This is a genomic window from Citrobacter sp. Cb041, from assembly GCF_030336655.1.
Lineage (GTDB): Bacteria > Pseudomonadota > Gammaproteobacteria > Enterobacterales > Enterobacteriaceae > Citrobacter > Citrobacter braakii.
The window spans coordinates 202,668-217,812 of the sequence record NZ_JAOWDD010000036.1 but is presented as its reverse complement, the minus strand read 5'-3'; the positions used below and the strand labels follow the sequence as shown (position 1 = coordinate 217,812).

Annotated in this window: 12 protein-coding genes; 3 read left to right on the top strand and 9 right to left on the bottom strand. The window is 52.4% G+C overall.

Annotation, left to right across the window (positions count from 1 at the left end):
* Nucleotides 1–42: 42 nt before the first annotated feature.
* A complete protein-coding gene (locus OGV52_RS09745) occupies nucleotides 43–867 on the bottom strand; it encodes a protein bax (RefSeq protein ID WP_016154930.1) in 825 nt (274 codons plus the stop codon).
* Nucleotides 868–1,183: 316 nt separating this feature from the next.
* Here OGV52_RS09745 and malS point away from each other — a divergent pair, with 316 nt between their 5' ends.
* Nucleotides 1,184–3,214 (top strand): alpha-amylase, encoded by a 2,031-nt coding sequence (malS, locus tag OGV52_RS09740; protein WP_287108433.1) that lies wholly within the window; start codon nucleotides 1,184–1,186, stop codon nucleotides 3,212–3,214.
* 176 nt (nucleotides 3,215–3,390) lie between these two features.
* Nucleotides 3,391–4,641, top strand: coding sequence for a valine--pyruvate transaminase (gene avtA, locus OGV52_RS09735; RefSeq protein ID WP_353622597.1), 1,251 nt, complete (start codon nucleotides 3,391–3,393; stop codon nucleotides 4,639–4,641).
* A gap of 36 nt (nucleotides 4,642–4,677) precedes the next feature.
* On the opposite strand, the gene OGV52_RS09730 is transcribed toward avtA, so the two are convergent.
* Nucleotides 4,678–5,151, bottom strand: a complete 474-nt coding sequence (locus OGV52_RS09730; RefSeq protein ID WP_153689910.1) for a 4Fe-4S dicluster domain-containing protein — start codon at nucleotides 5,149–5,151, stop codon at nucleotides 4,678–4,680.
* 236 nt (nucleotides 5,152–5,387) lie between these two features.
* Complete coding sequence (locus tag OGV52_RS09725) at nucleotides 5,388–6,128, bottom strand: MipA/OmpV family protein (RefSeq protein WP_259688698.1); 741 nt, start codon at nucleotides 6,126–6,128, stop codon at nucleotides 5,388–5,390.
* Nucleotides 6,129–6,249: 121 nt separating this feature from the next.
* Between OGV52_RS09725 and OGV52_RS09720 the strand changes: the two genes are divergently transcribed.
* Nucleotides 6,250–7,203, top strand: coding sequence for a LysR family transcriptional regulator (locus OGV52_RS09720; protein WP_216403936.1), 954 nt, complete (start codon nucleotides 6,250–6,252; stop codon nucleotides 7,201–7,203).
* 47 nt (nucleotides 7,204–7,250) lie between these two features.
* Here the strand turns inward: OGV52_RS09720 and OGV52_RS09715 are convergent, their stop codons facing one another.
* The 6 genes from OGV52_RS09715 to selA form a co-directional block, all read right to left on the bottom strand.
* A complete protein-coding gene (locus tag OGV52_RS09715) occupies nucleotides 7,251–8,387 on the bottom strand; it encodes an HlyD family secretion protein (protein ID WP_153689907.1) in 1,137 nt (378 codons plus the stop codon).
* 5 nt (nucleotides 8,388–8,392) lie between these two features.
* Complete coding sequence (locus tag OGV52_RS09710) at nucleotides 8,393–8,716, bottom strand: DUF3302 domain-containing protein (protein ID WP_016154947.1); 324 nt, start codon at nucleotides 8,714–8,716, stop codon at nucleotides 8,393–8,395.
* A gap of 184 nt (nucleotides 8,717–8,900) precedes the next feature.
* The gene (gene aldB, locus OGV52_RS09705) at nucleotides 8,901–10,439 is read right to left on the bottom strand and encodes an aldehyde dehydrogenase AldB (RefSeq protein WP_019078065.1); all 1,539 of its coding nucleotides are present in this window, start codon (nucleotides 10,437–10,439) and stop codon (nucleotides 8,901–8,903) included.
* A 92-nt stretch (nucleotides 10,440–10,531) separates the two neighbouring features.
* Entirely contained in the window at nucleotides 10,532–11,683 is a 1,152-nt protein-coding gene (gene yiaY, locus OGV52_RS09700; protein ID WP_046275792.1) for an L-threonine dehydrogenase, read from the bottom strand.
* Between the two features lie 188 nt (nucleotides 11,684–11,871).
* The gene (selB, locus tag OGV52_RS09695) at nucleotides 11,872–13,716 is read right to left on the bottom strand and encodes a selenocysteine-specific translation elongation factor (protein WP_049282798.1); all 1,845 of its coding nucleotides are present in this window, start codon (nucleotides 13,714–13,716) and stop codon (nucleotides 11,872–11,874) included.
* Nucleotides 13,713–15,104, bottom strand: a complete 1,392-nt coding sequence (selA, locus tag OGV52_RS09690) for an L-seryl-tRNA(Sec) selenium transferase (RefSeq protein ID WP_016154951.1) — start codon at nucleotides 15,102–15,104, stop codon at nucleotides 13,713–13,715. Before selA ends, selB begins: the two co-directional genes overlap by 4 nt.
* Nucleotides 15,105–15,145: the final 41 nt, after the last annotated feature.

Genomic DNA, 15,145 nt, shown 5'->3' with positions numbered 1-15,145 from the left:
GGATGATAGCCGGAGGGCGAAGTCGCCATCCGGCACTCGAAATTACATATGCGCGGCGATTAAACGCTGGTTGTCCTGATACATTGCGAACAGATAGTTGTTATAACTCTGTCCCTTAGTGGAATAACCCTTCAGCTTATGGATCATCGCGGTGGCGGTGACTTCCTGATCGGCTTTACGCAACTGCGCACGTGACTTACGGAAGGAAGAGTAGGCCGGATGCGTATTCAAATTAATGACGTAAGCATTCACCGACTCTTTCACTGATTCAAACTGTGAGTAGCCTTTCACCTTACCCGGTGCATTGTTACAACGACCCTTGCCACATTTCATGCCAAACAGGTTGTTGTTGCTACGCGCCAGCTTCGACGTACCCCAGCCGCTTTCTGCCGCAGCCATGGTTGCCACCATACTGGTCGGGATAATGTCTACACGTTCAAGCAGCGTATTCCACGGAATTTTACGCGTGTTACCAGACCAGTTCACCTTGTAGCGCTTCGCGATGTCTTTCATACGCGTACGCTCAGTCGGTGACCAGCGGTTCTGGTACTGTTTTGAAATCAGCCAGTTACGGTCCGCCGTAATGGCAGCATTTTGACTGGTAATATAAGGCATAACCGTCCGGAGAAACGCTTTTTTCCTTGGTGTTCCGGAAGGGTATTTTCGCAAATCAGGAAGTGAACTACTCTTTGCACTATTGCGAGAATACTCTTGTTTACTGCTAACCTGTTTATTACTTGCCTTGGTTATCTGGGGCTTGTGACTCGTTGTCGCCGTGTGTGTCTTTGCCAGCACCTCACCCGAAAATGCAACGGTGAGTAACATAAGAATCATTGCCCCATATCGTCGAATGGGAGTCAATATCATTAGGTCTCCTGGTCGGATTTATACATTCCAACACCTTATATTTTTCACAAAAATGAGAGATGAATCTCAAATCATATCAAAAATAGCCGTCAAGAGCACCCACAGGAATAGTCCAATTCTGAAACTATGTCACGTATTAACGGTTCTGGGTGCCATTAATTCGAAGAAAATGTGGAGGTTATCGCAAAATCAGTTCATTTTTTGCGCGCGATCGCTCACCCTCCCTTCTCCTCCTGGCGGAATCAACTCAAAGGAGGAGTTTCCGGCCTGATTTCACTGGCAAACTGGCGAAAATCGCAGCATCAAGGACAGCACTATGAAACTTGCCGCCGTTGCGCTGGCGCTAATGCCCGGCATTGCCATCGCCTCATCATGGACGTCTCAAGGACTTCCCACCTTCGAAGCGGAAGGTACGGGAAAATTCGTCAGCCATGCAGCGTTGACGAAGGGTACCCGTCCTTTAACCCTAAATTTTGACCAACAGTGCTGGCAGCCTGCTGATGCGATAAAACTCAACCAGATGCTGTCGCTAAAACCTTGTGAAGGCACGCCGCCACAGTGGCGTTTATTCAAAGACGGCGATTACACGCTGGAAATCGATACCCGCTCCGGTACGCCAACGCTGATGCTGTTGGTAAAAAGTGCTAAGGACACCGTCACCACCCAGATTCGCCAATGCCCGAAATGGGACGGTTCACCATTAACGCTGGACGTGAGCCAGACCTTCCCGGAAGGTGCCGTGGTGCGTGATTTCTACAGCCAGCAAACGGCAACGGTAAAAAACGGGTCGATTACCCTACAACCCGCCGCAACAAGTAACGGGCTGTTGCTACTGGAACGGGCAGAAACCGATGCCCCCGCCGCTTTCGACTGGCATAACGCCACGGTGTATTTCGTCCTGACGGACCGCTTTGTGAATGGCGATCCGAGTAACGATCACAGCTATGGGCGTCGCAACGACGGCATGCAGGAAATTGGCACGTTCCACGGTGGCGATTTGCGCGGGCTCGCCAGCAAACTCGACTACCTGCAACAGTTAGGCGTCAACGCCCTGTGGATCAGCGCGCCGTTTGAGCAAATCCACGGCTGGGTCGGAGGTGGCGCCAAAGGGGACTTCCCCCACTACGCTTACCACGGCTACTACACCCAGGACTGGACCACGCTTGACGCCAATATGGGAAACGAAGCGGACCTGCGCGCGCTGGTTGATGGCGCACACCAGCGCGGCATCCGTGTCTTGTTTGATGTGGTGATGAACCATACCGGCTACGCCACGCTGGCGGATATGCAGGAGTATCAGTTTGGGGCACTGTACCTATCGGGCGATGAACTGAAAAAAACGCTCGGGGAACGCTGGACGGACTGGCAGCCAGCCGCCGGGCAAAGCTGGCACAGTTTCAATGATTACATCAACTTTAGCGATAAAGCTGGCTGGGAAAAATGGTGGGGGAAAAACTGGATCCGCACCGATATTGGCGATTACGACAATCCTGGCTTTGACGACCTGACGATGTCGCTGGCCTTCCTGCCCGATCTGAAAACCGAATCCACCACGCCTTCCGGGCTGCCAAACTTTTATCAGCACAAGCCGGATACGCACGCCAAAGCCATCGCCGGTTACACGCCCCGGGATTATCTGACGCACTGGCTCAGTCAGTGGGTGCGTGATTATGGGATTGACGGCTTTCGGGTCGACACCGCTAAACACGTCGAGCTTCCCGCCTGGCAGCAGCTAAAAACACAAGCCAGCGCGGCGCTGGTCGAATGGAAGAAAGCCAATCCGGAAAAAGCGCTGGATGATAACCCCTTCTGGATGACTGGCGAGGCCTGGGGTCACGGTGTGATGCAAAGCGACTATTACCGTCACGGCTTCGATGCGATGATCAATTTCGACTACCAGGAGCAGGCGGCAAAGGCCGTCGATTGTCTGGCAAATATGGACCCCACCTGGCAGCAGATGGCGGATAAATTGCAGGACTTCAACGTCCTGAGCTATCTCTCCTCGCACGATACACGTCTGTTCCGCGAAGGTGGAGACAACGCCGCCGAGCTATTGCTGCTGGCACCTGGCGCGGTTCAACTCTTTTATGGCGACGAGTCGGCCCGCCCCTTTGGCCCAACCGGCTCAGACCCATTACAGGGTACGCGCTCAGAGATGAACTGGCAGGATGTGACCGGGAAATCTGCCGCCAGCGTCGCACACTGGCAGCGAATCAGTCAGTTCAGGGCCAGACATCCCGCCATTGGCGCCGGTAAACAAATCACGCTGCCGCTGAAGCAGGGATACGGATTTATTCGTGAGCATGGCGACGATAAGGTGATGGTGGTGTGGGCCGGTCAGCCCTGATCTCGGCAGGCTTCTCGCTGTGCACGCAGCGGGAAGCCTTACTCAACATTAAAAACCAGCCAAATAAAAATCAGTAGCACAAAATCTCAATCCGGCCTGATACCCCTGATTTGCACCCTGCCATGGGTAGCGCTATGGTTAGCCACTTTACTACTCAGTTCGACAGACCACCTGCTATGACATTCTCACTTTTTGGCGACAAATTTACCCGCCATTCAGGCATCACACGCCTGATGGAGGACCTTAACGACGGTTTACGCACCCCAGGCGCCATCATGCTCGGTGGCGGCAATCCGGCGCAAATTCCAGAGATGCAAAATTACTTTCAGTCTCTGCTGGCAGATATGCTGGAAAACGGCAAAGCCACTGATGCGCTTTGCAATTACGATGGTCCACAAGGTAAAACCGAGCTGCTGACTGAGCTGGCGAAACTGCTACGTGAGAAGCAGGGTTGGGATATCGAGCCACAAAATATTGCACTGACAAATGGCAGTCAGAGCGCATTTTTCTACTTATTCAATCTGTTCGCCGGACGCCGCGCCGATGGAACAACGCAAAAAGTGTTGTTCCCGTTAGCTCCGGAATACATTGGCTATGCCGATTCCGGGCTGGAAGAGGATCTTTTTGTCTCCGCGCGTCCAAACATCGAACTGTTACCAGAAGGTCAGTTTAAGTATCACGTTGATTTTGAACACCTGCACATCGGTGAAGAGACGGGCATGATCTGCGTGTCACGTCCGACAAACCCGACAGGCAACGTGATCACCGATGAAGAGCTGATGAAGCTGGACCGGCTGGCCAACCAGCATGGGATCCCGCTGGTGATTGATAACGCCTATGGCGTACCGTTCCCCGGCATCATCTTTAGCGAAGCGCGTCCGCTGTGGAACCCCAACATTGTGCTGTGCATGAGCCTTTCCAAGCTGGGTCTGCCAGGCTCCCGCTGCGGCATCATTATCGCGAATGAAAAAATCATCACCGCCATCACCAACATGAACGGCATTATCAGTCTCGCGCCTGGCGGAATGGGTCCGGCAATCATGTGCGAAATGATTAAACGCAACGACCTTCTGCGCCTGTCCGAGACGGTGATCAAGCCGTTTTATTATCAGCGCGTTCAGGAGACGATTGCGATCATTCGCCGCTATTTATCTGAAGATCGGTGCATTATTCATAAACCGGAGGGCGCGATTTTCCTGTGGTTATGGTTCAAAGATTTGCCTATCAGCACCGAACTGTTGTATCAGCGTCTGAAAGCGCGCGGCGTGCTGATGGTTCCTGGTGACTACTTCTTCCCTGGTCTGGATAAACCCTGGCCGCATACGCATCAGTGTATGCGGATGAACTACGTGCCAGAACCAGAGAAAATAGAAGCTGGAGTGAAGATTCTGGCTGAAGAGATCGAACGCGCCTGGCAGGAAGGCTAACGCAAGTCCCGACCTAACCACAGGTCGGGACTCACATTACTGTGGTAGTGAACCCAGGCGCTGGCGCTGAATACTGACGGCATCTATACACTGCAACGCGCTGGTCGGACAGGCTTCGACACACGCGGGTCCCGCATCACGGTGCCAGCATAAATCGCACTTTATCGCCTGCACCCGTGACGAGCGGGCGACGATATTCATTGCCCCAAACGGGCAGGCCAGCATACAACTTTTACAGCCAATACAACGCGTCTGTTCAACGAAGATATGCCCATGTTCACGACGAATTGCGTGCGTCGGGCAGACATTTGCACAGGGAGCGTCCTCGCATTGATGGCAGGCGACTGCCGTCGTAAAGGCGTCGTCTTTGATCACGCGGATGCGCGGGGTAAACGCAGTGGAAGAGACCGACGCGCAGTCCTGGTTTTGCTGGTGCGCGACGACGCAGGCAACTTCACAGGTACGACACCCAATACATTTTGCCGCATCCGCCATAATAAACTCGTTCATTGCACCCTCCGTCTGCGTGAAAACCACAGAGTGCCAGAGAGGTTGCCCCTGACGCCTTGATCGGACAGGGGAAACGGTTAAATATTGTCAGGTGCCTGAACAACTATGGCGATCCGCCTAATCGCGAACAGTAAAACCCAGCTCATTGGAAATGGCCGGATGACGATGCTTCGGGTCTTATCCGGTCTATCACATTGAAAAGATTGCCCTCCTCCCTGAGGACAAACGGGTGAGAATCAGAAACGCCAGGTCAGACCGGACATAAAGGTAAAGCTGTCATCACGGTCAACCATCGGGCTATTTTTAATATCATCTGGCAGCGCACTATAGTTGGCGCTGGCCAGCAGCGTCAGATTGCTGGTCAATGCGTATTTAGCGTACAGGCCAACATACGGTGTCCAGCTATCGCCAGGGGAGTAGCTTGATAACCCACTACGGCGGGATTCATTGCCAGAGATGCCGTAGTAATATTCGTTGAAGTTTTCGTCATAGTAGAGCACGCCAATCGCCGGCGTCAGCGTCAGCTTGCCCATCGGCATTTGGCGAAACAGAGACATTTCCCCAACCCAACCGTTGCTGTTGTCCAGCACATCCGCTGCTGCGGAGACTTTCACGCTGCCCCATTTCTCATGGTGATACCATGCAGCACCCGCCATCGCGGTTGCGTCACGCTTGTTCAGTTGCTTCATCGCTTGATCGTCGTTATCACCCGGATCAAACTCAAGCGGCATGTACGAGGCAGTAATGCTAAATTCATTACTTTCATTTTTTGAAAGAATATAACCTAACGTTGTTTGCCTAAAATAAAATGATTCACTTTCATAACTGACAAGCGGTACTGCGTGAACGTTATCATTATATCCACGATAAGGAGATTCGTTATATACAGCGCCGCCGCCAATAGAAAATTCTGCGGCAGTTGCGCTCGCCATAAATGAAAAGGCGAATAGCGCCACAATATTGCGTTTAATTAACATGCCCACATTCCATTTTAAAATAAGATACAAAACGCGTGCATAATAATGCTTACAATTTCATCGGTGCAAGATTCATATTTATATAGTAATATATACAAACATATATATATTGGGTTTGGCGATGAACAAATTACAACTCAAACACCGGGAACTGAAGATTATTTCGGTAATTGCTGCCAGTGAAAACATCAGTCATGCCGCTACGGTTCTCGGCATCGCACAAGCCAACGTTAGTAAGTATCTTGCTGATTTTGAATCCAAAGTTGGACTAAAGGTATTTGATCGCACCACTCGACAGCTCACCCTCACACCGTTTGGTACAGCGCTGCTTCCTTACATCAATGACATGTTGGACAGAAACGATCAGCTCAATAATTTCATTGCTGATTATAAGCACGAAAAACGTGGCCGGGTAACCGTATATGCACCGACGGGCATAATTGCTTATTTATCGCAACATGTGATCGCAAAAATTCAGGATATCGGTGGAATTAGTCTCTCACTTAAAACATGTAACCTGGAACGAAAGGCATTTTTTGAAGGTGTCGACTTTCCTGAAGATTGTGATATTTTAATCACCTATGCACATCCTAAAGATGAATCTCTGGTTGCCAGTTTCATTACTAAATATGCGGTGACGGCTTTTGCCAGCCCTGAGTATATCAAAGCACATCCTATTAGTAGCCCTGATGAACTGGAAAAACATTCCTGTATCCTGATTGATTCCATGATGATAGATGAGGCTAATATCTGGCGTTTCACTTCTGCCGGAGGCAAGGAGATGCACGATTATCGGGTGACCGGAAATTATGTCTGCGACAATACACAGTCTGCACTGGCGCTGGCACGTAACCATCTGGGCATTGTTTTTGCGCCAAATGCGAGTATCCAAAAAGATATTGAATCCGGGTCGCTGGTTCCATGTTTCTCAGAACAACATGAATGGTGGCTGGATTTGGTGGTGATTTTCCGCAAACGTGAATATCAGCCATGGCGGGTACAGTTTATTCTTGATGAGATGTTGGCAGAGCTCCGCCAGCAACTTACTCAGGCGCTGGAACAGCAGCCTGAGTAAGCGAAATTAGGGACCAGGTTCAAAATGGTAAGCAAAATAGCCTGCGCCTAGTGATCGAGATACAGATAATGCACCCAACTGGTCATACGCAGCAGAACCTTACGCATCACTGACACATGGGTGAAGTGATCAGAATAAACCGCGACCTGCGCATAAATCCCATCAGGCAGAGCGTTCACATCCACATTATCATTCAGCTCAATCGTGGCGATCACCCCTTCCGATCCGGGCGTAGAATTTAAGGATTGCAGCGCCCCATTCGACTGGTATGTTCCCCCCGGTACGGCCGGACTGATGGCAGCCAGTTTGCCGCTGAAAACCTTACCCGGCAGGGCGTTAAACACCACTTCAGCTTCATCGCCTGGCTCCAATCGCAGCAACGAGTTTTGCCGGAACTGGGCGATAATTTGCCGTTTTTGATCCGGAATAAACACCATCACCGGACGCATAGGCAGCGCGGCGGCATAGGTTCCCGGTCGCATCAGCACCTGCGTAACGTAACCATCGCTGGGCGCACGAACCACTGTCTGGTCCAGGTTGAACTCCGCTTCGGCTAACTGCGCTTTCAGGCTGGCAATTTGCGAATTCTCACCCTGCACCAGGCTGTCTAACTGACTCTGGATTTGCTGTTGTTCCGCAACGGAGGATTTCACCGCTGCTTCCTGCGCCAGATAATTTTGCCGCGCCGCATCGATATCGCGTTCAGAAAAAGGATTGACCTTCGCCTGACTCCCCTGCGCATAGCGCTGGTAATCTTTAGCTAGCTTGTCACGGGTAGCCTTTACCCGCTGCGTGTTGGCTTGCATTTCGTCTAACTGCGCCACCAGCACCTGCTCTTTATGTTGTGCGGTGACAATATCAGCTTTCAGGCGATCCACTCGTGCCTGATAACGTCCCGGATTAAGTTTAAACAGCACCTCACCTTTTTTGATCAGCGTATTCTTCTTATCCGTCACTTCCGTCACGACCCCCGTGACCTGCGGTACTACGGGAATAGAAATTACCGCCTTTTGCGCCTTAAATGTATACGGATGGTTATAATTCATCAGTAATATAAGCCCGCAAACAATGAATATACCGCCCAATGCTGCAGTGGGTACTGTCCATTTATTGGCAGGAATTTTAAAAATCTTAAATATTGACCATGCGCACGCCACATAGGTCAGAACGATCAATAAATCCATCGATATTACTCCGCCGGAGAGGTCTTCGCCTCACCCAGTTTCTTTTCCAGATCGGCAACCCTGGCCTGCAACTGGATCAGGGAAGAATCCGCGCTTTGCATGCCCCACCCGCGTTCCGGGCGATAAAGCGTTGCCCAGATCCATAAAAAGGGCCACATGACATGTAAGGTAAACAAACTCACCCAGCCCGCGACATGTATTGCGTCAGCATGAGGATGGTTACGTTTCTTTGCAATGAGATAGGGAATATCATGCAGAATAATAATCCCGTAAAAAATGACCAGGAATACAAAAATAAGCACTCCTAATGCAAAATAATTAAGGAACATATTTGCCTCAGGGATTTAAATTGAAAATTCGGCTGCAATTTGATTTACACAATAGAGTTGATAATAGTAGTGGAATGACCAGATTGGATGCAATCGTCTTATTTATATAACGATATATGGGTTTATATATAACTGCAGAATAAAGATATGCCCGGCGCAAAACCGGGCAATAAGTGATGAGAAATTAAAATAGTCCCAGCGGTTTATCTGAGTAGCTCACCAGCAGACATTTGGTTTGCTGATAATGCTCGAGCATCATCTTATGCGTCTCGCGCCCGATGCCTGACTGCTTATAGCCACCGAATGCCGCATGGGCCGGGTAAGCATGGTAACAGTTGGTCCAAACACGCCCCGCCTGAATCCCACGGCCCATCTTGTACGCCAGATTTCCATTACGGCTCCAGACACCAGCGCCAAGCCCATATTGGGTGTCATTGGCGATTTCCAGCGCCTCTTCCATGGTTTTAAAGGTCGTGACGGCCAGCACGGGCCCGAAGATCTCTTCCTGGAAAACCCGCATGTTGTTCTTGCCAAACAGAATGGTTGGTTCGAGGTAATAACCTTCTTTTAAGTCACCATCCAGTTGCTTGCGCCGCCCACCGGTGAGAACGTCGGCCCCTTCTTTCTTACCAATATCGATGTAATTCAAAATGGTTTCCAGTTGACCATGCGAGACCTGCGCACCCATTTGCGTCACGCTGTCTAACGGGTTGCCGCTGCGAATACTCTCCACCCGGCGAATAGCTCTTTCCATAAAACGTTCGTAAATAGATTCCTGTACTAACGCACGGCTCGGACAGGTACACACTTCACCCTGATTGAAGGCAAACAGCGCGAAACCTTCCAGCGCTTTGTCAAAAAACGCATCTTCTTCATCCATCACATCAGCGAAGAAGATATTGGGCGATTTCCCACCCAGCTCCAGCGTGACGGGAATAATGTTCTGCGTAGCGTATTGCATGATCTGCTGCCCAACTTCCGTTGAGCCGGTAAACGCCACTTTCGCAATGCGTTTAGACGTCGCCAGATACTCACCGATTTCCCCACCCGCACCGTTTACCACGTTTACCACGCCTGGCGGGAGCAGATCGCCGATGACTTCCATCAGCAACAGCACGGACAGCGGCGTGAGGCGCGCGGGTTTAAGCACGACGCAGTTACCCGCCGCCAGCGCGGGCGCCATCTTCCAGCTGGCCATCAGCAGCGGGAAGTTCCACGGGATAATTTGCCCTACCACGCCAAGAGGTTCATGGAAGTGATAAGCCACGGTCTCGCTATCAACCTCGCTTATACCCCCTTCCTGCGCACGAATACAGGAAGCGAAATAGCGGAAATGGTCAATCGCCAGCGGAACATCTGCCGCGCTGGTTTCGCGGATGGGTTTACCGTTATCCCAGGTTTCTGCCGTCGCCAGCAGTTCCAGGTTTTGCTCCATACGATCGGCGATTTTGAACAGTATCGCCGCCCTGTCCTGCACGGATGTCTGTGCCCACTTGTCTTTTACTTTGTGCGCGGCATCCAGTGCCAGATCGATATCCTTTTTGCCGGAAGAGGCCACTTCGCACAATAATTGCCCGGTTACCGGCGTCAGGTTTTGGTAATACTCGCCGTCCACCGGGGCAACCCAGTCACCGCCGATAAAGTTATCGTATCGGGCTTTTAACTTCAGAGGGTAACCATACTCGCCGGGATAAATACGCGTTGAAGGGGGGTTATTGGTCATGACCGTCTCCTTGCTGTAGGGGTACTACAAGGGTAGACGGGGCTGGCGAATTATTCGCCAGCCATTTACTGCTTTACGACAGGTATCACGAATTACATGGCAGCGCGATAAATCGCCATGATTTCTTCATGAGTCGCCTGAATCGGGTTAGTGAAACCGCAGGCATCTTTCAGGGCATTGGTCGCCAGTACGGCAATATCCTCTTCCTTTACGTTCAACTCACGCAGACCGGCCGGGATATTCACTTTCTGCGCCAGTTCGCGGATCGCCGCGATGCAGGCTTCCGCCCCTTGCTCTGCACTCAAGCCAGCAACGTCCACGCCCATTGCCGCAGCGCAATCACGCAGGCGAGCGGCAGCCACTTTGCTATTGAAGACCTGCACATGCGGCAGCAGCACTGCGTTACATACACCGTGCGGCAGATCGTAGAAGCCGCCCAACTGGTGCGCCATTGCGTGCACATAACCAAGAGAAGCGTTGTTAAAGGCCATGCCCGCGAGGAACTGCGCGTAAGCCATGGCTTCGCGCGCCTGAGCATTGCTGCCATCTGCAACGGCGACCGGCAGGTTTTCCGCAATCATGGTGACCGCTTTCAACGCGCACGCATCGGTAATCGGCGTTGCAGCAATAGACACGTAGGCTTCAATGGCGTGGGTCAGCGCATCCATACCGGTTGCCGCTGTCAGGGACTTCGGCATGCCGACCATCAGCGAGGAGTCATTAACGGACAGCAGCGGCGTAACGTGCTTATCCACAATCGCCATTTTAATGTGGCGTACTTCATCGGTAATGATGCAGAAACGGGTCATTTCAGATGCCGTGCCCGCGGTGGTGTTAATGGCGATCATCGGCAGCTGTGGTTTTGCAGAACGGTCCACACCTTCGTAATCGCGAATATCGCCGCCGTTAGCCGCCACCAGCGCAATGCCCTTCGCACAATCGTGCGGAGAACCGCCGCCGAGGGAAATAACGCTATCACATTCATTTTCTTTCAGTATGTGCAGGCCAGCAGCGACGTTACTGGTCGTGGGATTAGGATGCGTACCGTCGAAAATTACACTGAAAATATCACGTTCCTGTAATGCTTTTTGAATCTCGCCAGCCATACCTAATTTTGTCAGCATGGCATCCGTGACAATCAGCGTACGACGAAAACCATATTCCGCCATTGTATTCATTGCGTCTTTTAATGAATCAGCGCCAATTACATTCACGGAAGGAATAAAAAATGTTGAAGCAGCCATTGTACGATCCTTAATTACTCTAAAGAGTCAGGAAGCATACGAGTGAAATATCCAACAAAATATGATCGTGGTTGTTATTTTAATAACACCCACAATTAAAAAGCACATTAGGTTCATAATCTAATGTGCTTATTTCAATCAATATTTATTTTGTATTAATTCATTTAATTCCTGAATTAATTGTTTCATTACTTTTCGGGAAACAACAAAGCATCGCGTAATAAATGATCATTTCCCCGGCGACGCGTAAAACCAATGCGGTCAAAATATTCCAGAATCTGGATAGCCAATTTGCGTCCAACGTTAAGCCTGTCGCGGAAATCGGCAGCACAGGTCGATCCTTTCTCCTGATCCAGTTCGCGGATCATATTGGCAAAGGCCACAATCCGATCGTTACGGTAATAGCGATCTTTGACGATCGCGGTGATGATGCCTTGCTGCGCTGCTTGTCGTAACGCCACACGCATCATCTGCTCATCTGTGCCCGTCTGTTTTGCCAAATCGCGCACCCACCACGGCTCATCGCCAAAAAGCGGTTCTGCTTTTTGCCAGATAGCCTGCTGCTCTTCGTTGAAACCGGCCTTATGATCCGGCAAATGCAGCCAGCCATGATGGCTATGGATGGCGCCGCTCTCACGCATCTTTTCAATCAGCAGCAGGACCAACGCTTCGTCTTCCATCGGCAAAGCCATACGGCGCAGGCGTTCTCGCCCAGGTCCTGGTTCATCACGGTGCTGCTCGTGGTACGTTGCCAGCGTATCAAGGACTTTCCGCTGCCAGCGCGCTGCAACGGCAGCATTCAACAGACTGTATCCCGCCTGAATAAAGCCATGCAGCTCAATCAACGGACGCATACCGTTGCCGTTGAGCTGACGCGCCCAGGCGAAGTCAGGAATATTCACCGCCCCGCGCGTCAGATGTAGCGCCAGAGCTTCGCCGTCACTCTGTACCTTCTCCAGCGCTGCCAGCCACTGCAAATATTCCGGCTTACGCTTCCCGCGACGCGGCGGATTGAGCGTTACCACACGCGCGCCAGCCAGTGTCGTGCGGGCCGAAATATCGCGTAGCACCAGACGGTCGTTATCGGCGAGCCAGAGCGGTGTATCAAACACCAGTTCCGCCAGCGTCCCTTCAAGCAGCGAGATTCTCCCGGTGACGTGGCTGGCCGCGTGGTGAATATGCAGCGGTTGCCACTGCATCAGCGGCGCGGCATGCTCTAAAGAGACGATCACGCGGGTAAACGCCTCTGGCGGTGCATCGGAGAGCAGCCAGTCGCCGCGGTTAAGCTCTTCTTTTTGTGCATCACCAGCAATATTCAGCGCAATACGTTGCCCCGCCTGCGCGCGATCGGTGGCCTGATTTTGCGCATGCAAGCTACGTACGCGCATCGGTTTGTTGACGCCCGTGAGCCACAGCGTGTCACCAATAGTCACCTCTCCGCTAAGCGCCGTCCCGGTCACCACCAGACCCGCGCCTTTGACCGTAAAGGCACGGTCAATCGCCAGGCGAAAGCTGCAATCGCGGGCATGCTCGCGCGACGTTAATTGCTGTAAATGATCGCGCAGTTCTTCGATTCCACGACCTTCACTGGCCGCCGTCACGAACAGAACCGCATCGGCGAATCCATAGTTTTCAAGCGCAGTATGCACCTCAGTACGTACCGCGTTGATGCGATCGTCATCCACGCGATCGGCTTTCGTGAGCGCCACGGTGATCTGCGGGTTGCCCGTCAGTTGCAGAATTTGCAAATGCTCACGCGTTTGCGCCATCACGCCGTCATCACACGCCACCACCAGCAGCGCATGGTCGATCCCGCCGACACCCGCCAGCATGTTGGACAAAAACTTTTCGTGTCCGGGAACATCGATAAATCCCAGAATCCTTCCGTCCGGCTGCGGCCAGTAGGCATAACCGAGATCGATGGTCATGCCGCGCTTTTTTTCTTCCGGCAAACGGTCGGCATTCACGCCGGTAATCGCCTGTAATAACGTTGTTTTTCCGTGGTCAACGTGTCCGGCGGTTGCAATAATCATTTCAGCATCATCTCCATAAACCGGGTCTCGTCCTCAAGGCAGCGCAGATCCAGCCATAAGCGACCATCATAAATTCGCCCAATGATCGGCACAGGCAGCGCACGCCAACGGGCGGCCAGTGCTTCGAGGCGGCTACCGCGCCCGTCATGTGGCGTAAAGGTTAATGCCGCGCTGGGCAGCCTATCAACAGGTAGCGAACCGCTGCCTATCTGCGATAAACAAGGCATAACGTTCAGGGCGAATTCGTCGCCGTAATGATCAGCAAGCCGTGCCTGTAATTGTTGTGCCTGCGCGTGGACAGCCTCCTGCGAGCGGGTGAGCTGGCGTAACGTCGGCAACTTCGCTGCCAGCGCTTCCGGGTGCAGGTAGAGCCGCAGCGTCGCTTCCAGCGCAGCCAGCGTCATTTTATCAGCCCGTAATGCACGTTTCAGCGGATGGCTCTGTAAGCGCGCGATCATCTCTTTTTTACCGACAATAATCCCTGCCTGCGGCCCTCCCAGTAATTTATCGCCAGAGAAGCTCACCAGGCTGACGCCAGCGGCAATCAGCTGTTGCGGCATCGGCTCCTGCGGTAATCCATACTGGCTGAGATCGACCAGCGAGCCGCTGCCGAGATCCGCCACTACCGGAACATCCAGCTCCTTGCCAATAGTGGCCAGCTCTGCCTCATCCACCGACTTCGTAAAGCCTTCGATGCTGTAATTACTGGTATGCACTTTCATCAGCAGACCGGTGTTTTCATTTACCGCCTGACGATAATCTTTCGTGTGGGTCCGGTTAGTGGTACCCACTTCGCGCAGAATACATCCGGCCTGACACATCACGTCCGGAATACGAAACGCGCCGCCAATTTCTACCAGTTCTCCGCGTGAAACGACCACCTCTTTGCCGTTAGCCGTGGCCGCCAGCATCAGCAAAACCGCTGCCGCATTGTTATTGACGATACAGGCGTCTTCCGCCCCCGTCAGACGGCAGAGTAAATCCGCCAGGGCCCGATCCCGATGTCCACGCCCGGCATCATCCAGGCTGTATTCCAGCGTCACCGGCGTGCGCATCGCCTGCACCACCGCCTCGATCGCTTCTTCGGCCTGCGATGCGCGCCCAAGATTGGTATGCAGCACCGTTCCGGTCAGGTTAATCACCGGACGCAGCGCACTTTGCGATTCTCGTTCCAGCCGGGCGCAGGCCTCTTGCGCCCAGTCCTCACACCATGCCGGGAGCGCGTGCGTGTCGCGAATAGCTTCTCTGGCTTCGTCGAGCATGTGACGCAGCAGGTCAACCACCCGGGTATGACCGTGAGACTCACGTAAAGCTGGGAAGGCGCTATCGCGCAATAAACGATCGATAGCAGGAAGCTGGCTGTAGAGTGAACGCATGTCGGTTGTCATGAAAGGGCCTGGCTGTTGGTGGCCCTCTCCACCGTGGAGAG